18 protein-coding genes are annotated in these 17737 nt (G+C 67.6%); 4 read left to right on the top strand and 14 right to left on the bottom strand.

What is annotated here, in order from left to right:
* The first annotated feature begins 47 nt into the window (after positions 1-47).
* From AC3ANX_RS14185 to AC3ANX_RS14175, 3 genes are all read left to right on the top strand, one after another.
* Positions 48-821, top strand: a complete 774-nt coding sequence (locus tag AC3ANX_RS14185) for a transporter (RefSeq protein WP_488333910.1) — start codon at positions 48-50, stop codon at positions 819-821.
* Positions 822-995: 174 nt separating this feature from the next.
* Positions 996-1265 (top strand): hypothetical protein, encoded by a 270-nt coding sequence (locus AC3ANX_RS14180; RefSeq protein WP_488333909.1) that lies wholly within the window; start codon positions 996-998, stop codon positions 1263-1265.
* 49 nt (positions 1266-1314) lie between these two features.
* Positions 1315-1581, top strand: a complete 267-nt coding sequence (locus tag AC3ANX_RS14175) for a hypothetical protein (RefSeq protein WP_488333908.1) — start codon at positions 1315-1317, stop codon at positions 1579-1581.
* Between the two features lie 57 nt (positions 1582-1638).
* Here the strand turns inward: AC3ANX_RS14175 and AC3ANX_RS14170 are convergent, their stop codons facing one another.
* Complete coding sequence (locus AC3ANX_RS14170) at positions 1639-2796, bottom strand: N-acetyltransferase (RefSeq protein ID WP_488333907.1); 1158 nt, start codon at positions 2794-2796, stop codon at positions 1639-1641.
* A gap of 145 nt (positions 2797-2941) precedes the next feature.
* Here AC3ANX_RS14170 and AC3ANX_RS14165 point away from each other — a divergent pair, with 145 nt between their 5' ends.
* Positions 2942-4030, top strand: a complete 1089-nt coding sequence (locus AC3ANX_RS14165) for a fatty acid desaturase family protein (protein ID WP_488333906.1) — start codon at positions 2942-2944, stop codon at positions 4028-4030.
* Between the two features lie 94 nt (positions 4031-4124).
* Here AC3ANX_RS14165 and AC3ANX_RS14160 read toward each other — a convergent pair whose 3' ends face one another.
* From AC3ANX_RS14160 to pstC, 13 genes are all read right to left on the bottom strand, one after another.
* Positions 4125-4424, bottom strand: a complete 300-nt coding sequence (locus AC3ANX_RS14160) for a putative quinol monooxygenase (RefSeq protein WP_488333905.1) — start codon at positions 4422-4424, stop codon at positions 4125-4127.
* Positions 4425-4429: 5 nt separating this feature from the next.
* Complete coding sequence (lptG, locus tag AC3ANX_RS14155) at positions 4430-5527, bottom strand: LPS export ABC transporter permease LptG (protein ID WP_488333904.1); 1098 nt, start codon at positions 5525-5527, stop codon at positions 4430-4432.
* Positions 5524-6720 (bottom strand): LPS export ABC transporter permease LptF, encoded by a 1197-nt coding sequence (gene lptF / locus AC3ANX_RS14150; protein WP_488333903.1) that lies wholly within the window; start codon positions 6718-6720, stop codon positions 5524-5526. Before lptF ends, lptG begins: the two co-directional genes overlap by 4 nt.
* Before the next feature lie 84 nt (positions 6721-6804).
* The gene (locus AC3ANX_RS14145; protein ID WP_488333902.1) at positions 6805-8748 is read right to left on the bottom strand and encodes an ATP-binding protein; all 1944 of its coding nucleotides are present in this window, start codon (positions 8746-8748) and stop codon (positions 6805-6807) included.
* A gap of 48 nt (positions 8749-8796) precedes the next feature.
* Positions 8797-10059 (bottom strand): serine palmitoyltransferase, encoded by a 1263-nt coding sequence (spt, locus tag AC3ANX_RS14140; protein WP_488333901.1) that lies wholly within the window; start codon positions 10057-10059, stop codon positions 8797-8799.
* Between the two features lie 120 nt (positions 10060-10179).
* Entirely contained in the window at positions 10180-10422 is a 243-nt protein-coding gene (locus tag AC3ANX_RS14135; RefSeq protein ID WP_242146848.1) for an acyl carrier protein, read from the bottom strand.
* Between the two features lie 65 nt (positions 10423-10487).
* The gene (locus AC3ANX_RS14130; RefSeq protein WP_488333900.1) at positions 10488-11393 is read right to left on the bottom strand and encodes an SDR family oxidoreductase; all 906 of its coding nucleotides are present in this window, start codon (positions 11391-11393) and stop codon (positions 10488-10490) included.
* A 112-nt stretch (positions 11394-11505) separates the two neighbouring features.
* Positions 11506-12612, bottom strand: coding sequence for a glutamate 5-kinase (gene proB, locus AC3ANX_RS14125; RefSeq protein ID WP_488333899.1), 1107 nt, complete (start codon positions 12610-12612; stop codon positions 11506-11508).
* Between the two features lie 155 nt (positions 12613-12767).
* Positions 12768-13460 carry a phosphate regulon transcriptional regulator PhoB gene (gene phoB / locus AC3ANX_RS14120; protein WP_488333898.1) on the bottom strand — a complete coding sequence of 231 codons (693 nt, stop codon included), beginning with the start codon at positions 13458-13460 and terminating at the stop codon, positions 12768-12770.
* A gap of 4 nt (positions 13461-13464) precedes the next feature.
* Positions 13465-14166 (bottom strand): phosphate signaling complex protein PhoU, encoded by a 702-nt coding sequence (phoU, locus tag AC3ANX_RS14115; protein ID WP_488333897.1) that lies wholly within the window; start codon positions 14164-14166, stop codon positions 13465-13467.
* Between the two features lie 10 nt (positions 14167-14176).
* The gene (pstB, locus tag AC3ANX_RS14110; RefSeq protein ID WP_488333896.1) at positions 14177-14956 is read right to left on the bottom strand and encodes a phosphate ABC transporter ATP-binding protein PstB; all 780 of its coding nucleotides are present in this window, start codon (positions 14954-14956) and stop codon (positions 14177-14179) included.
* Complete coding sequence (pstA, locus tag AC3ANX_RS14105; RefSeq protein WP_488333895.1) at positions 14953-16221, bottom strand: phosphate ABC transporter permease PstA; 1269 nt, start codon at positions 16219-16221, stop codon at positions 14953-14955. Before pstA ends, pstB begins: the two co-directional genes overlap by 4 nt.
* Before the next feature lie 132 nt (positions 16222-16353).
* Entirely contained in the window at positions 16354-17730 is a 1377-nt protein-coding gene (pstC, locus tag AC3ANX_RS14100) for a phosphate ABC transporter permease subunit PstC (RefSeq protein ID WP_488333894.1), read from the bottom strand.
* Positions 17731-17737 lie beyond the last annotated feature (7 nt).

Here is a 17737-nt window from a genome sequence, read left to right as displayed (position 1 = left end):
GTCGCGCCGTTGCGCATGTCGGGGGTTTCATGCGCAAAATCTTGATATTGACAGCTCTGTTCGCGGCGACGCCCGCGCTTGCCGAGGAGCGGGACTATTGTCCCGCCCGGCCCGATCTCGGCCGTCCACCCTGTACGATCGCGCCGGGCCGCGTGTCGGTGGAAACCGGTCTTGCCGATTGGACGCTGGAGCGCGATTCCGACGGGCGCACCGACACCGTGCTGATCGGCGACACGCTGGTGCGCGTCGGCCTGACCGATACGATCGAGGCGCAGGTCGGCTGGAAGCCCTATGGCCATGTCCGCATGCGTGACGCCGCAAGCGGCGCGGTCGAGAACCGCGGCCGGGCAGGGGACGTGACGCTCGGCGCCAAGGTCAGCCTCCAGAATCCCGATGGCAAGGGGCTCTCGATCGCGCTGCGCCCGTTCGTGACGGTGCCGGTCGGCCGCGCGCCGGTGGGCGCGGGCGATTGGGGCGCCGGGTTGACGGTGCCGGTCTCCTACGAACTCAGCCAGACGTTCAAGCTGCAAGCCACGCCCGAGGTCGAGGCGGCGGTCGACGAGGACGATAACGGCCGGCACTTCGCGGCAAGCGGGACGCTCGGCCTGAGCGCGGAGCTGACCAAGACGCTCACCGCGACGATCGAGGCGCAGGTGCTGCGCGACGACGATCCGGAGGAGAGGACCACGCAGACCTTCGCCGCGGCGTCGCTGGCATGGATGGTAAGCAAGACCGTGCAACTCGATATCGGCGGTGTCGCGGGGCTCGATCGCAACGCGCCGGATGCGGAACTCTACCTCGGCATTTCGCGGTTGTTCTGATCGCGTGGGATTTGCCAACACTTGGCGGCAGATCCCACCAGTCGGGTGACTACACCTGTAGTCGAATCGACCTTTTCAGCTAAGCCGTTGGAATCGCTGTAGCGAAAAAACTGGCACGGCAGGTGCAATACCTCTGACGCGGCACGGACACGCCGCTCAACAGAGGATTTCGCCATGTTCAAAACCGCTCTTCTCGTCGCCGCCGCTGCCGCCAGCTTCGCCGCCGCACCCTCGTTTGCTGCCCCTGTCGACGGTTCGGCTACCCTGGTCGAAGGCGCAGCCGTCGCGCCTGCCGCTGCGCCGGTGCAGACCACCAAGCGCACGCACGAGACCCGCTATTGCGCGGTCGGCACGATCACTGGTTCGATGATCGCGCACAAGGAATGCCGCACCCGCAAGGACTGGATCGACCTCACCGGTAACGACCCCGTCGCGCAGAACTAAAGCCCGCCGCGCATCGCGCGACCACCTCCCAAATTCAAAGGACTTCGCCATGTTCAAGATCGTTCTGTCTGCCGCCGCCGCCGTCTGCGCGTTTGCCGCAGCGCCCTCGATCGCCGCGCCCGTCCCCGGCGCGATGACCCCGGTCGAGGGTGCCGCGATCGCCCCGGATGCCGCGCCCGCCAAGGCCACCAAGCGTATCCACGAGACTCGCTATTGCACCGTCGGCACGATCACCGGTTCGATCCTCCAGCAGAAGGAATGCCACACCCGCAAGGAGTGGATCGACCTGACCGGCACCGATCCCGTCAAGAACTGAGCCCGCCAGCAGGGTCGCTGCGGCGCCCGGACCGATCCGGGCGCCGCGTCTCTCGCCTCACAGCGTCTTTTCGTACACCTGATAGATCTTGTTGATGTCGCAGTGGATCGTCTCGGCGATCGAACGCATCCCCTGATTGTCATCGAGGATCCAGCCGATCTCGCCGCGCGTCGCGCCATAATGTTTGACCGAGGCGACGCGGATATATTCGATCATCATGAAGGCAAGCTGGCTTGCCATGCGCGACGCCTGCAATTCCTTGACGACGCCCATCAGCGGCACGCGCATCGTCTTCACCTTGGGCTTGCGCAGCCACCACAGCAATTTGATGACGTTGAACGGGAAGAGATTGCCCTTGAACGGCATGATCGCTTCGTTGAGATCGGGCAGCGTAATCATGAAGGCGACCGGCTTGCCGTCCAGCTCGGCGATGCGGATCAGGTCGTTGAACACGATCGGCTTCAGCTTGACGCCGACGTCCTTGATCTCGGGCGGGGTGAGGGGGACGAACCCCCAATTGTCCGACCATGCATCGTTGAGGATGTCGAGGATGATCGCCGCCTCGCGATCGAACTTGCTCTTGTCGACCTCGCGAATGACGATGCGCGGGTTCTTCTCGCCCGATTTGATGATGCGCTGGACGATCGGCGGGAATTCCTTGGTGATATCGAGCTCATAGGTCAGCAACTGCTTGACCGGGTGATAGCCCGCGCCCTCGATCCAGCCGCGATATTCGGGCTTGGCATGCCCCATCATGATCGTCGGCGGATGGTCGTAACCCTCGATCAGCAGACCGGGCTCCTCCCAGATCGACATGCTGATCGGCCCGAGCACGCGGTTCATGCCCTGACCGCGCAGCCAGTCCTCCGCGGTCTTGATGAGCGCGGCGGCGATTTTGCCGTCGTCGGCATCGAGCAGGCCGAACTGGCCGCAACCGGGGCCGAAACCCTGATCGCCGGGCATCTCCAGCGCAAGGGTGTCGATATGCGCGGAGATGCGGCCGACGACCGTGCCGCCGCGCTCGGCAAGGAACAGTTGCGCCCTGGCGTGGCTGAACCAGCCGTTCTTCGCCGGCGTGACCAGCCCGAGTGCCTCGCCCTTCAGAGGCGGCACCCAGTTCGGATCGTCCTTGTAGAGCCGGAAGGGAAGTTCGATGAACTTCTTGCGATCGGTCTTGCTGTCGATCGGCCGGATCGTGAAATCTTGGGTCGCCACGGTGATAATGCCCCTCGCTAAAGCGTCGCGCACTCCCGTCGCGCGGGCCGCACAAGCCGCAGCGCGCGGCTGCCGTCAAGTCGTTACGCGCGTACCCCTGTCGCTGCCATGGTAACGCCACTATGTTGGGGCAATGAACCGCCCCATGACGAGCATGACTTTCGCGCGGCGCGATGCCGCCACCGCGACCGTGACGCGCGCGACGCCGGATCGCACGCTCGACGATAAGGCGATGCTGCGCGCCGCCGCCGATCTCACGCGCGAGCTGCACACGCCCAGCCCGGCGATCTACTGGGGCGATTTCCTCGCCTCCGCTCTGGTCGGCTATGTGGCGCTTGGTGTGGCGATGCTGTGGGTGTCGCCGTGGGCGATCCTCGCCGGGGTGGTGGCGGTGCTGGCGCTGTACCGCGCCGGTAGCTTCGTCCACGAGATCACGCACATGAAGCACAGCGCGGTGCCGGGCTTCCGGCTGGGCTGGAACCTGCTGTTCGGCGTGCCCATGATGGTGCCGTCGTTCATGTACGAAGGCGTCCACAACCTCCACCATGCGCGCACCCGCTACGGTACGGTGGAAGATCCCGAATATCTGCCGCTCGCGCTGATGAAGCCGTGGACGCTGCCGCTGTTCGTGCTGACCGCGCTGCTCGCGCCGATCGCTTTGGTGGTGCGCTATGCGGTGCTGGTGCCGGTCTCGCTGGTGGTGCCGGCGCTGCGCACGTGGCTGGTCGAGCAGGCGTCGTCACTGGCGATCAACCCCGCCTTCCGCCGTCGCCCGGCCGAGGGCGAGGCGCGCACCCGCTGGCTGCGGCTCGAAGCGGCGACGAGCCTGTGGGCGATCACTCTGGTGGCGCTGGTCGCGACGCGGGTCGTGCCGCTGCGCGCGTTCGTGATCTTCCTCGGCATCTATGCGGCGTCGACGTTGCTCAATCAGGTCCGCACGCTCGTCGCGCATCTGTGGGAGAATGAGGGCGAGGCGATGAGCGTCACCGCGCAATATCTCGACAGCGTCAACGTGCCGCCGCCGGGCTACCTGCCGTTCCTGTGGGCGCCGGTGGGCCTGCGCTACCATGCGCTCCACCACCTCGTGCCGAGCGTGCCGTACCATTCACTCGGCGAGGCGCACCGCCGATTGGTGACCGCGCTGGGTGAGGCATCGCCCTATCATGGCGCGAACCACGCCGGGCTGGGCGTGCTGGTCGGGCGGCTGGTGCGCAGTACGATGGGCAAGCGCTGAGCTGACCTTCGACGTGCGCTGGTCTCCGGCGAAGGCCGGGGTCCCGTTGGTGAGGTGGTCGTAGCTGAGCCCCCGCTGTCGCTGGGGAGCGACCTCAGATCGCGCGACCCTCATCAATCTCGTACAGCGTCAGCGCGCGCTCGCCGATGCCGAGTTCGGGCCACGCCGCGCGCCAGGCGGCGATGTGCGGCGCCTGAAAATGCGCGTCGAGCGCGGCCTGATCGCGCCAGCGCTCCTTGATGTGGATGCGCCCCGGTTCCAGCACATCCTCTGCATAGCCATATTCGATACAGCCGTCCTCGGCGCGCGAGGCGGTCGCCATCGCTTCCATCGCTCCGCGCGCGGCGGCGAGGTTTTCGGCGGGCAGGCGGATCGTGCCGATGATCAGCAGCATGAACGTCACTCCTCGGTGCGGATCAGCACGGTTTCGCCGATCATCAGGAACAGCAGGAATGCGCCCCATGCCGCGAGGAACGGCGGGTAGGCGCCCAGATTGCCCATCGCCAGCGCGAAATTGTCGGCGACGAAATACAAAAAGCCGAGCCCCATGCCGATCACCGCGCGCACGAACAACTTGCCCGATCGCGCGATGCCGAACGCCGCCACCGCGCCGAGCAGCGGCATCAGCATCGCCGACAGCGGGCTCGACAATTTGTGCCACAGCGTGCCCTCCAGCGACGCGGTCGGGCGGCCGGCGGCGGTGAGATCGTCGATCGCGGCGTGCAGATCCGAGAAGGACAGGCCATCGGCATCGACGCTCGCCAGCGAGAACTGATCGGGCCGTACGCCATGCCCGATCACGACCGAGCCGAGCGCGGTCACCTTGTCGCCGGCCAGATCGAACCGCGCCGCTGGCCAGATCCGCCAGCCGTCGCCCTCGCGTTTGCCGTGCGCGGCCTTGATGATCGTCGCGAGCGAGCCGCCCTCGCGATCGAACAGCGTCACGTCGCCGAGGATTGCCGCGTTACCGCGCCCCTTGATCTGCCCGACCTGGATGAGATCGTCGCCATCACGCACCCACACGTTCGACCGATCGCCCCGGTCGATCGGCAGCGGGCCGTAATTGACCTTCTGCCATTGGTCGAGCGTGGCGGTCGCGCGCGCGACGATGCGGTCGTTGAAGCTGAACGACAGGATCGCGACGCCGAGGCTCGCCACCATCAGCGGCGCGAGGATCTGATGCGCGGACAGGCCCGATGCCTTCAGCGCGATGACTTCGCTGTTCTGGTTGAGCGTCGTCAGCGTGATGATCGCGCCGAGCAGCACCGAATAGGGCAGGAAGGTCGAGATGATCTGCGGCATGCGAAGGCTGACGTAATGCCAGATCTGCGCGTCGCCATTGCCCTGATAGGCGAGGATCTTGCCCGATTCGGTGAGCAGGTCGAGCGATTGCAGCACGATCACCAGCACGCCGAGGATGGCGAAGGTCCGCACCAGGAACATCTTCGCCATATACAGCGCGATGGTGCGCGACGGGAACAAGGCGGCGGCGCTCATGCCCGCGCCTCCTGCCGACGGCGCGGCAACAGCCGGCCGATCGTCTTGCCGAGCTTGGCCGCACCGCGTTCGAGCGCGCCGATCGGCTGGCCGCCGGGCACGAAAGCAATCGTGTAGAACATCCACACCACCAGGCTGGCGAAGATCAGGAACGGCACCCACAAGGCGAACAGCGGATCGATCTTGCCGAGCCCGCCGACCGCCATGCCGTATTCGTTCACCTTGTGATACGCGACGATCATGACGATGCCGAGGATCACGCCGAGCGCGGAGGAGGATCGTTTAGGCGGCACGCCGAGCGCCAGCCCGAGCATTGGCAGCAGGAACATCGTGCACACCTCGACGATGCGGAAGTGGAAGGCGGCGCGGCTGGTGTCGCGCGTCTCCTTGTCGGCACGCGGGTTGTGGCCGTTCTTGGCGAGCGTGGGCAGCGTCATCTCGAGGTTGCTACTGCCCTGGCTGCGGAAGCTCTCCATCTTGGGCAGCGCGATCGGCAGATCGTGCGAGGTGAAGGTCAGCACGCGCGGAGTCGCGAAATTCGCCGCCTTGTTGACGAGCGTGCCGTGGGTCAGGCGGAAGATGATCTCGTCGGGGTTGTCGGTGGCGAGGAACTGGCCGGACTTGGCCGTCACCGCATACCACGCGCCTTTCTTGTCGGCATATTGCACGAAGATGCCCGACAGCTTGCGCCCGCCGTCGCGGCTGTGTTCGATGCGGACGGTGCCGCCGTTGGGGAAGTGCGTGAACTCGCCCACCTTGATCGACGCGCCGAGTGCGCCGGTGCGCAGTTCGAAGCGCAGTTTTTCATAGGAATAGCGCGCGTCCGGCTGGATGAAGCCGACGATCGCGAAATTCACCGCCGCCAGCGCGATCGCATAGAGGAACGGCACGAACAGCAGCCGCGGGTAGCTCATGCCGACCGCGCGCATCACGTCCAGCTCCGACGTGGTGGCAAGGCGGCGGAAGGCGAGCAGCACGCCCAGCAGCAGCCCGATCGGAATGCCGAGCCCGAGATATTCGGGCAGCAGGTTGGCGAGCATCCGCCACACCACGCTGATCGGTCCGCCCTCGGTCGCGACGAAATCGAACAGCCGCAGCATGCGGTCGAGCACCAGCAGCATCGCGGAGATGACGAGGGTGGAGAACAACGGCACCGCGATCAGCCGGGCCATGTAGCGGTCGATGGACTTCATGGGGCGCTGTGGCGGCCTTGCTGGAAGGAGGGGACCGGAAGCGCTGGGCTATATCGGCCAATCCCACGCGCGTCAGCTACGAAATCACTCCGCTGCAATGCCGGCGGTCGCGCGCGCGGGCGGGGCGGCCGCAGCGTCGTGGATCGCCGCTTCCAGCCGCGCGATCGTGAACGGCTTGCGCAGCACGCCATGCCCGCCGAACTCCGCCTCGTTCGCCTCGCCCGCGAAGCCGGTGACGAACAGGATCGCCAGATCGGCGCGCTGGCGCAGCAGCCCGGCGACCATTTCCGGCCCGGTCTGGCCGGGCATCAACACGTCGGAGATCACCAGCGATACCGCAGGATGTTCGGCAAGGAGGTCAGGGGCGGCAAGCGGATCGCCGCAGGCGACCGCGCGGTGGCCGAGTTCCTCCAGCGCGCCCATCGTCGCGGCGAGAACGCGCGGATCATCCTCTACGACGAGGATGTCGAACGCGGTCGGCGCAAGATCGACCGGGGCGGCGGATACGACGATCGCCGGCGCGGCGGCGGCGGTGTGGCGCGGCAGGTAGAGCGTGACGGTGGTGCCCTCGCCGGGCGCGGAGCGCAGCGCGATCTCGCCCTGCGCTTGCCGCACGAAGCCGAACACCTGGCTCAAGCCAAGGCCGGTGCCCTTGCCGAGCGGCTTGGTGGTGAAGAACGGCTCGAACACGCGCTCCATCACTTCGGGTGTCATGCCGGCCCCCGTATCGGAAACGGCGATGCTGACATATTCGCCCGCCGGGCATGCGCCCACCGCGCCCTCCGACAGCGTGGTGCCTGCGGTGGTGATGGTGAGCTGCCCGCGCCCGTGCATCGCGTCGCGCGCGTTGACCGCGAGGTTGAGCAGCACGTTCTCGAGCTGAAGCCGGTCGACGAAGGTGTGCCAGCCACTGCCGGCATCGCGCACGACGACGGTGATCGCATCGCCGAGCGTGCGGTCGAGCAGATCGGACATGCCCGCGACCAGCGCACCCGGTTCGATCGCCTCGGTGCTGAGCGCCTCCTCGCGCGAGAAGGCGAGCAGCCGCTTGGTCAGTTCGGCGGCGCGGTGCGCGCCTTCGGTCGCACTGTCGATATGACGCGTCGCGGCGGCGGGATCGTCGGCGATCTGGCGGCGGGCGAGTTCGAGCCCGCCGAGCACGACCGCAAGCATGTTGTTGAAATCATGCGCAATGCCGCCGGTGAGCTGACCGACCGCTTCCATTTTCTGCACCTGCCGCAGCCGCGCTTCCTGCACGCGCAACTCCTCGGTCGCAGCCGCTACCGCCGCCTGCAACTCAGCGGTGCGGGCGCGTTCGCTCGCGGTCTCCGCCTGCGCGAGCGCCTCGAAGCGCATCGCCTGCACCATCATCCAGCCGAGCAGCAGCGCGGCGATCACCAGCAGCAGGCCGAACACCACCAGCACCTTGGCGATGTCGTTCGAATGCGCGACCGCCAGCGCGGCCTTGGCGGTGCGCCGATCGAGCAGTGCGTGTTCGTGCGTCGAGATCGTGTCGAGGATCGTGTTGATCCGCGTCAGGGTCGGCGCGGTGCCGGCGCGGTAATAGAGGCCGAGCGCCTGAGTGTTCTTCTTGTAGAGCGTGCTCAGCGCGATCAGGCTGAGCTCGGCGCCGCGCGCGTCATACGCGCTGGCAAGCTGGTCGATAATGCGCGCCTGTTCGGGATTGTCGGCGGTTTCGCGACGCAACTGGTCGATCTGCGCGCCCGCCGCCTGCCAGCGTTCGGAATAGCGCGCGCCCAGCGTACGGTCGCCGCTGATGACGTAGCGGCCGAGCGCGGCCTCCGCATCGGCGATCGTCCCCGCCAGCGTGCGCGCGAGGATCATCACCTCGTAACTGTGGCTCTGCCGCAGCCGCGCCTCGTCGCGCTGGCGATTGGCGGTCGAGAGCGTGACGATCAGCGCGGTGAGTACCGACACGCCGAGCAGCGCGGTCACGATCAGCAGGATCGTGCGCCACACCGCGCCGCGGGCCGGTTCCGCCCCCGTATAGCCTTCGGTCCCGCTCATCGTGTTTATTTACTATGTTGCGTAACCGGGGGGAAGCCGCGACTTCCCTTACGCAATCGCCCCGACCGCTTGCCCCGCCGCCTTGAACATGCCGAGGATCGTCTCGACCTGTTCGGCGCTGTGTTCCGCGCACAGCGAACAGCGCAGCAGATAAGTGCCGGCAGGGGTCGCGGGCGGGCGGGCCATGTTGACGTACAGGCCTCCCTCCAGCAGCGACTGCCACAGCGCCACCGCCTGTTCCTGATCCTTGAGGATCACCGCGATGATCGCCGATTGCGGCGTGTCGGTGCCGAGCGTGTAGCCCATCTCCTTGAGGCCGCCGTGCAGCCGCTTCGAATTGGCCCACAGGTGCGCGCGCTTCTCGCCCGCGTGCATCAGCTTGCGGATCGAGGTGGCGGCGGTCGCCACCACCGACGGCGGCAGCGACGCCGTGAAGACGTACGGGCGGCACACCAGCCGCATCACGTCGAACTTCGGGTGGTTCGACACGCAGAAGCCGCCGACCGTGCCGACCGATTTCGAGAAGGTGCCGACCACGAAATCGACCTGATCCTCGACGCCCTGTTCCTCGTACACGCCGCGCCCGTTGGGGCCGAAGAAGCCCATGCCGTGCGCCTCGTCGACCAGCACCATCGCGCCATGCTTCTTGGCGACCGCGACCATCTCGGGCAGCGGCGCGATATCGCCGAACATCGAATAGACGCCTTCGAGCACGACGAGCTTGCCCGGCTCCTTGGGCAGGCGGCCAAGCCGCTTGTCGAGATCCTCGACCGAATTGTGGCGGAAGCGCACGATCTCGGCATTGCCGAGCGCGCAGCCGTCGTAGATCGAGGCGTGGCTGTCGGCATCGAGGATGATGTACTCGCCCTTGCCGGCGAGCGTGGAGATCATGCCGAGATTGGCCTGATAGCCGGTGGAGAACACCATCGCGTGGCTCGTGCCGTAGAACTCCTTCAGCGCCTCCTCGCAATCCTTGTGCGGGGAGTATGTGCCGTTGAGCACGCGGCTGCCGGTCGTGCCCGATCCGTAATTCTCCAGCGCGGCCTTGCCCGCCGCGACCACGTCCGGGTCGAACGTCATGCCCATGTAATTGTAGGTGCCGAGCAGGATTGTCTCCTTGCCCTTGATCACCGCGAGCGTGGGCGACTTCACCTCGTCCATCACGATCGCGAACGGATCGCGCACGCCGGTCGCCATCAGCGCCTCGCGTTCGGCGATCAGCGCGTCGAACTTGGAGAACAGGTCGCGTTCCGGCTGCACCTCGGCGGGCGAGGCGGGCAGGGCTTCGGCGGTGGCAGCGGCTTCGGTCATTTCAAATCTCCTGCCGTTCGTCCCGAGTAGCCATCGAGCGTGTCGAGATGGCGTATCGAGGGACATGTCTCGATACAGGTTCTCGGCAAGCTCGAACCTTACTCGACACGAACGGATAGTTTAAGCTTTCAGGCTCATCACGGCATCGACCAACTGGCCGACGGTCTCGATCTCGGCCTGCATGTTCATGGTGATGATGATGTCGAATTCGTCCTCGATCGCCGCGACAAAATCCATCACCGTCAGGCTGTCCCATTCGAGATCGCCCTGGAAGGTGGTCGCGTCGGTCAGCGCCACGCCCTTCTTGTTGAATGGCGCGATCTGCGCGGTGACGGTTTCAAAGACTTGGGCGCGGTCGCTCATGGAGATCCTTCAGGGCGTGTGGCCGGGCCGTGTTGCCAAGCAAATACGGCGGCATTCGGACAATTCTATAGCAGGCCGTTCGCGCGATACCATGCCGCAGTCGCGGCCAGCCCGTCGGGCGTCGGGATCTGCGCACGCCACAGCGCTGGGTCGGGCGCGCGGGCCGGGTCGATCGTCCAGTCGGGGTGGCAGAAATAGCCGACCCGGTCGCGCGTCAGCTTGGCCTTGTCGCCGCGCGTCAGCCGGTCGAACTGTGCGGCGGCGAGCATCACCGCTTTGGGCAGGTCGATCGCCAGCACGCGCCGGCCGACCGCCGCGCCGATCGCGCGCGCGAACGCGCGGTGGGTCCAGCCGCCGGGGCGGCCGTCGTCGGCTTCGTAGATGATCGGGCCAGGGTTGGTCGCGACCACCGCGAGCAGCAGCCGCGCGAGATCGTCGACATGGATCACCGCGATCCGCCCCGGCGGCGGCAGCAGCGCGAGGCCGACCTTGGCCGCGCGGAACATGTCGAGCCAGTCGGTGTCGCCGGGGCCGAACACGCCGGAGGGGCGCACCATCGTCCAGTCGAGTCCGGAGGCGGCGACCACCTCCTCCGCGCCGTGTTTCGACCAGCCGTAGGTGGACAGCGCCGGCTCGCGCGCGGCGAGTGAGGAGACGTGGACGAAGCGCTGCACGCCGGCCGCACGAGCGGCATCGACCACGGCCTGCGTGCCGGTGATGTTGCCCGCGACGAACCCCTCGCGCGTCGGCGTGTTGACCACACCCGCGACGTGGACGACGACATCCGCCCCGGCGACCAGTGCGGCAAGCGCGGGCGCGTCATCGAGCGCGCCGGCGACCCATGTCACGCCCGTGCGGCTCGGCTGCGCGCGGCGGGTGAGCGCGCGCACCTGATAGCCGGCGGCGAGCGCCTGATCGATCAGCCGCTTGCCGACGAAGCCCGTGCCGCCGGTGATGGCGAGAGTGGTCATGGCCGCATCACCTCCACAGCCCCACCCAAATCCGTTCGGTTCGAGCAGTTTCGAGCGAAGCCGAGACCCTCCGCTAGAAGCGAACGGACGGGAAGGAGCGCCATCATGTCCCTCACAACAGCGCCATATGATTGCGGTGCACCAGCGCCGCGCGCGGAGCATAACCGAGGATATCCGCCAGCTCGCCGCTGCGCCGCCCGGTGATAGACGCGACCTCCTCTGCGTCATACTCCGCCAGCCCGCGTGCGAGCGTGCGACCGTCGGCGCCACAGATTGCGACCAGATCGCCGCGCCGGAAATCGCCCTCCACCCGCGTCGCCCCCGCCGCGAGCAGGCTCGCGCCGCCTTTCAGCGCGCGCGCCGCGCCGGCATCGACATGGATCGATCCACGCGCGGTCAGCCCGCCCGCCAGCCACGCTTTCCGCGCGGGCGCGGCTTTCTCCGCCACGAAGATCGTGTGCCGCGCCTCCGCCGACAGTGGCCGGTCGATCCGCCCACTCGCGATCGCGAGGTTGGCGCCCGCCGCGTTGGCGATGCGCGCGGCGGCGATCTTCGAGACCATGCCGCCCGATCCCATGCCCGAGGCCGAGCCGCGATCCGCCATGCCTTCGATCCGGTCGTCGATCCGTTCCACACGCGCGATATGCACCGCGCCGGGCAGCGCCGGGTTGCGATCGTACAGCCCGTCGATATCCGACAGCAGCACGACGCCCTGCGCCCCCGCCGCCTGCGCGACGCGCGCGGCGAGCCGGTCGTTGTCGCCGAAGCGGATCTCGGCGGTGGCGACGCTGTCGTTCTCGTTGAGGACGGGCACCACGCCCAGCCCGAGCAGCCGGTCGAGCGTCGCGGCGGCATTGAGATAGCGGCGGCGATCCTCCAGATCGTCGAGCGTGACGAGGATCTGCGCGGCGGTCAGCTCTTGCGCGCCCAACGTCTCCGCCCACACCTGGCTGAGCGCGATCTGCCCGACGGCGGCGGCGGCCTGCGCGTCCTCGAGACTGGCGCGGCCGCCCTTGGCGAGGCCCAGCCGCCGCGCGCCCAACGCGATCGCGCCCGAGGATACCACCGCGACCTGCTGCCCGGCGCGGCGGCGCTCGGCGATATCGGCTGCGATCCTCGCCAACCAGTCACGCCGTACGCCGCCATCGGGATCGACGAGCAGCGCCGAGCCGATCTTGACGATCAGGCGCGGGCAGGCGGCAGGCGGAAACAGATGCATTGCGCCGCCGCTTAGCGCGCTGGTTCGCGCTTGTCTCCCCTTTGGGGTTCGCGCGCCCAGCCGTTCGAGCCGAGCGACGTCGAGACACTGCGCCGCACGCCCGAGGCTTGCCCCTCGACTTCGCTCGGGGCGAACGGGTGTTGGCGGGGAATTCTCTAAACCCCCGAATCGAGCGCATAGCCGGCCGAGCGCACCGTGCGGATGATATCCGGCCGGTCGTCGCCGTTGATCGCCTTGCGCAGCCGGCGGATATGCACGTCGACGGTGCGGCTCTCGATATCCGAATCATGCCCCCACACCGCATCGAGCAGCCGCTCGCGCGAGAACACCCAGCCGGGATGTTCGAGGAAATGCTTGAGCAGCCGGAACTCGGTCGGCCCGAGCGGGATCACCTCGCCCGCGCGGCGCACCTTGTGGCCGACCGTGTCCATCTCGATGTCCGAATAGGTGAGCTGCTCGCCCGCCAGCGCCGGACGCACGCGGCGCAGCACCGCGCCGACCCGCGCGACCAGCTCGCGCGGGGAGAACGGCTTGGTGACGTAATCGTCCGCGCCGGTCTCCAGCCCGCGCACCCGGTCCTCCTCCTCGCCGCGTGCCGTCAGCATGATGATCGGCACGTTCGCCGTCTCGGGCATGCGGCGCAGGCGGCGGCACACCTCGATGCCCGACAGCCCCTCGACCATCCAGTCGAGCAGCACGATATCGGGCGTCGCCTCCTTGGCGAGCAGCAGCGCCTCCTCGCCATCCGGCGTCTGCTTGACGTCGAAATCCTCGCGCTTGAAATGCCAGCTCAGCAGTTCGGCAAGCGCGGCATCGTCTTCCACCAGCAACATCTTGGCCCGGGCCATGTGCTTACTCCCCTTGAGAGGTTACGAAGGCGCCGCGATCGCGCTCGGCCATGTGCGTGCCGGTCGCGGCGAAATAGACCATCTCGGCGACGTTGGTCGCATGGTCGCCGATCCGCTCCAGATTCTTGGCGATGAACAGCAGGTGCGTGACCTGGCCGATCGTCGCGGGATTTTCCATCATGTGCGTAACGAGCACGCGGAACAGGCTGTTGTAGAAATCGTCCACCGCGCGATCGCGCGCGCAGACCTGTTGCGCGGCCGCCGCATCGCGCGCGGCGAACGCGTCGAGCACGTCGTGCACCATCTCGATCGCCAGCGCGGCCATTGCGGGCAGGATCGACAGCGGCTCAATATCGCCGTGCGATTCGATCAGCGGGGTGCGCTTGGCGATGTTCTTGGCGTAATCGCCGATCCGCTCGATCACCCCGGCGATTTTCAGCGCGGCGACCACCTCGCGCAGATCGTCGGCGAGCGGCGCGCGCAGCGCGATGATCCGCACGGCCAGTTCCTCGGCCTGATGTTCGAGCGCATCGAGCTTCTTGTCGCCCCGCACGATCTCGGCGGCGGTTTCGAGGTCGTGGTTCTTGAGCGCCTCGATCGCGTCGCCGATCGCCTGTTCGGCAAGCCCGCCCATCTGCGCGATGAGGCCGCGCAACTGGCCGATCTCGTCGTCGAAGACCTTCATCGTATGTTCGTACGTCGCCATTATCCGTCCCTCAGCCGTACCGGCCGGTGATGTAATCCTTGGTGCGTTCCTGCCGCGGATTGGTGAAGATGTCGGAGGTGGTGCCCGCCTCGACCAGCGCGCCGAGGTGGAAGAAGGCGGTGCGCTGCGAGACGCGCGCCGCCTGCTGCATGTTGTGGGTGACGATCACGATCGCGTAGCGGCCCTTCAACTCGTGGATCAGTTCCTCGATCTTGGCGGTGGCGATCGGATCGAGCGCGCTGCACGGCTCGTCCATCAGGATCACTTCCGGATCGACCGCGATCGCGCGGGCGATGCACAGCCGCTGCTGCTGGCCGCCCGACAGCGCGGTGCCGCTGTCGGACAGGCGATCCTTCACCTCGTCCCACAGGCCGGCGCGCTTCAACGAGCGCTCGACGATCTCGGCCAATTGCGTGTGGTTCGACGCGAGCCCGTGGATGCGCGGACCATAAGCGACGTTCTCGAAGATCGACTTGGGGAAGGGGTTCGGCTTCTGGAACACCATGCCGACGCGCGCGCGGAGCTGCACCACGTCCATGTCGGCGGCGTAGATATCCTCACCGTCGAGCGTGACGTCGCCCTCCACCCGCGCGGTCGGGATCGTGTCGTTCATGCGGTTCAGCGTGCGCAGGAAGGTCGATTTGCCGCAGCCGGACGGGCCGATCAGCGCGGTCACCACGTCGCGGTCGAAGTCGATCGACACGTCGCTGATCGCCCGATTGTCGCCGTAGAAGACGTTGACGCGGCGTGCGGAAATCTTGTGGCCAATGCCAGGATATGGAGCGTTCACCAGCGGGTCTCGAATGTGTTGCGGAGGTAGATCGCGACGCCGTTCATCGCGAGCAGGAAGACGAGCAGCACGAGGATCGCCGCGCTGGTCTTCTCGACGAAGCCGCGGTTGATCTGGTCGGACCACAGGAAGATCTGCACCGGCAGCACCGTGGCGGGATCACGCAGACCACCCGGCGGCGCGGTGATGAACGCGCGCATGCCGATCATCAGCAACGGCGCGGTCTCGCCCAGCGCGCGCGCCATGCCGATGATCGTGCCGGTGAGGATGCCGGGCAGAGCGAGCGGCAGGACGTGGTGGAACACCACCTGCACGGGACTTGCGCCGATGCCGAAGGCGGCGTCGCGGATCGAGGGCGGCACCGCCTTGATCGCGTTACGGCTGGCGATGACGATCACCGGCATCGTCATCAGCGCGAGCGTCAGCCCGCCGACGATCGCGGCCGAGCGCGGCAGGTGGAAGGTGTTGAGGAACACCGCGAGCCCGAGCAGCCCGAAAATGATCGAAGGCACCGCTGCAAGGTTGTTGATCGACACTTCGATCAGGTCGGTCCAGCGGTTCCGGGGCGCATATTCCTCAAGGTACAAAGCGGAGAACAGCCCGACCGGAAAGGCGATCAGCAGCGTGACGAGCATCGTGTAGAGCGAGCCTTTCAGCGCACCCCAGATGCCGACCATCGTCGGATCGGTCGAATCCGAACTCGTCAGGAAGAAGCTGTTGAACCCGGTCGAGAGCGCATGCGCGGCGGTGAGTTTCGCGACGATCGCCTCGTCGGCGGGCGCGCCCTCGCGCTTGACGGCCATGTCGATGCGGTCGGCGGCGGGCACCCACAAAGTCGCGCGGCGATGGAGCAGCGACGGGTCGGCCTTGAGCTGGTCGCGCACGCGCGTCCAGGCTCCGTCCGACAGCAGGGCGTCGCCGCCGGGGCCATAAGCGGCGACGGCGGCGGCATCGGTCGCACCGGCGAGATCGGCACCCGCGAGCGCGAGGTCTGCGCCCGGTCCCTTCAGCGCGGCCGGTGCGATCGCGAGGTGCGCGTGCGCGAAGTCGATCGGCAGCGCGATCTGCGTCTGCACGAACCCGCCGAGCCCGCCGGCCAGCATCGAGACGAGCAGCACGACGAGGAACCCCGCCGACACCACCACCGCGCCCAGCCCGAACCAGCGGAAGCGCAGTTCGGCGGCATAGCGCTTGGCGACGCGGCGCTGGTGCGCGGGCGCGCGCCAGTCGGTCGGCGCGGGGGTAAAAGGTTCGGCTTTATTCATGCTTCGCGCCCCGGGCCCGCTCGCCCTGAGCTTGTCGAAGGGCGTGCCACGGACGTCCGCGCCTGCGGCACGTGCTTCGACAAGCTCAGCACGAACGGTGAGAGGGGCATCGTCCCGCATGCGATGGCCGCCTTACTCATACGCCTCCCGATACCGTTTCACGACCGTCAGCGCGACGATGTTGAGGAGCAGCGTGATGACGAACAAGGTCAGCCCGAGCGCGAACGCCGCCAGCGTCTTGGGGCTGTCGAACTCGGCCTCGCCGGTGAGAAGGTCGACGATCTGCTTGGTGACGGTGGTGGCGGGCGCGAACGGGTTGAGCGTCAGCGTCGCCACGCCCGATGCGGCCATCACCACGATCATCGTCTCGCCGATCGCGCGGGAGACCGCGAGCAGCACGCCGCCGACCACGCCGGGAAGGGCTGCGGGCAGCAGCACGCGGCGGATCGTCTCGGACTGGGTCGCGCCCATCGCGAGGCTGCCGTCGCGCATCGCCGCAGGCACGGCGGTGATCGCATCGTCCGCCATCGAGGAGACGAACGGGATGATCATGATCCCCATTACGAGCCCGGCAGCGAGCGCGCTTTCCGAACTCGCCCAACGCACCCCGATCGCCACCGCGAAGTCGCGCACCAGCGGCGCCACCGTCAGCGCGGCGAAATAGCCGTACACCACGGTCGGCACCCCGGCGAGCACCTCGATGATCGGCTTCATCCACTTGCGCACACCGCTGCGCGCATATTGGGTGAGGTAGATCGCGCTCATCAGCCCGAGCGGGATCGCCACGATCATCGCGATCACCGCGCCGATGAAGAACGTGCCCCAGAACAGCGGCACCGCGCCGAGCGACGCGCCGGGATCGCGCGGGTCGATCCCCTGCGGGCTCCAGTGTGTACCGAACAGGAATTCGCCGACCGGCACCATCCCGAAGAAGCGCGCCGATTCGAACAGCAGCGAGACGACGATCCCCATCGTCGTGACGATCGCGACCAGTGCGGCGGCGAGCAGCAGCGCCATGATGAGCCGTTCGATCTGGGTGCGCGCGCGGAAATCGGGGCGGACGCGGGTGAACGTCCACAGCCCGAACGCGAAGGCGAGCAGCAGCGCGACGCCACCGCCGATCCAGTCGGCGCGGGTCTGCGCGGCGGCATAGGCGGGGGCGAGCCGCGCGGCGAGCGGGGAGGGCGCGCCGAAGCCGTTGCCGCGCGCCAACTCGCGCGCTTCGGACAGGATCGCGGCGCGCTCGAACCCCGGCGGGGGCAGGTGGATGGCGGCGGGATCGGTCAGCACCCGATCGGTGACGAGGCCGGGCGCGCACGCCGCCCAGATCGCGAGGAAGATCGCGGGCGGCAGCACCGTGCATATCGCGACGAAGCCGCCGTGATGCGAGGGCAGCGAGCTGAAGCGCGCCTTGCTCGCACGGCGGAAGCGCGTGGCGCGCATCCGCGCCGCCAGCCAGGCGATCAGGCCGAGCCCGGCGATGAGGAAGACGAGGACGAGGAGGGACATGCGCGCG

It is taken from the genome of Sphingomonas sp. BRN-1R (genome assembly GCF_057748035.1).
Note: the sequence above shows the minus strand (reverse complement) of the source record. Positions and strands in the feature narration are given on the sequence as shown.

Excerpts from the sequence above, each read along its gene's own strand:
- pstC (WP_488333894.1), bottom strand. The coding sequence starts at position 17,730 with ATGTCCCTCCTCGTCCTCGTCTTCCTCATCGCCGGGCTCGGCCTGATC.
- phoU (WP_488333897.1), bottom strand. The coding sequence starts at position 14,166 with ATGGCGACGTACGAACATACGATGAAGGTCTTCGACGACGAGATCGGC.
- lptG (WP_488333904.1), bottom strand. The coding sequence starts at position 5,527 with ATGAGCGCCGCCGCCTTGTTCCCGTCGCGCACCATCGCGCTGTATATG.
- pstA (WP_488333895.1), bottom strand. The coding sequence starts at position 16,221 with ATGAATAAAGCCGAACCTTTTACCCCCGCGCCGACCGACTGGCGCGCG.
- lptF (WP_488333903.1), bottom strand. The coding sequence starts at position 6,720 with ATGAAGTCCATCGACCGCTACATGGCCCGGCTGATCGCGGTGCCGTTG.
- AC3ANX_RS14180 (WP_488333909.1), top strand. The coding sequence starts at position 996 with ATGTTCAAAACCGCTCTTCTCGTCGCCGCCGCTGCCGCCAGCTTCGCC.
- AC3ANX_RS14165 (WP_488333906.1), top strand. The coding sequence starts at position 2,942 with ATGACGAGCATGACTTTCGCGCGGCGCGATGCCGCCACCGCGACCGTG.
- AC3ANX_RS14145 (WP_488333902.1), bottom strand. The coding sequence starts at position 8,748 with ATGAGCGGGACCGAAGGCTATACGGGGGCGGAACCGGCCCGCGGCGCG.
- AC3ANX_RS14130 (WP_488333900.1), bottom strand. The coding sequence starts at position 11,393 with ATGACCACTCTCGCCATCACCGGCGGCACGGGCTTCGTCGGCAAGCGG.
- proB (WP_488333899.1), bottom strand. The coding sequence starts at position 12,612 with ATGCATCTGTTTCCGCCTGCCGCCTGCCCGCGCCTGATCGTCAAGATC.
- AC3ANX_RS14160 (WP_488333905.1), bottom strand. The coding sequence starts at position 4,424 with ATGCTGCTGATCATCGGCACGATCCGCCTGCCCGCCGAAAACCTCGCC.
- AC3ANX_RS14135 (WP_242146848.1), bottom strand. The coding sequence starts at position 10,422 with ATGAGCGACCGCGCCCAAGTCTTTGAAACCGTCACCGCGCAGATCGCG.
- spt (WP_488333901.1), bottom strand. The coding sequence starts at position 10,059 with ATGACCGAAGCCGCTGCCACCGCCGAAGCCCTGCCCGCCTCGCCCGCC.
- AC3ANX_RS14175 (WP_488333908.1), top strand. The coding sequence starts at position 1,315 with ATGTTCAAGATCGTTCTGTCTGCCGCCGCCGCCGTCTGCGCGTTTGCC.
- phoB (WP_488333898.1), bottom strand. The coding sequence starts at position 13,460 with ATGGCCCGGGCCAAGATGTTGCTGGTGGAAGACGATGCCGCGCTTGCC.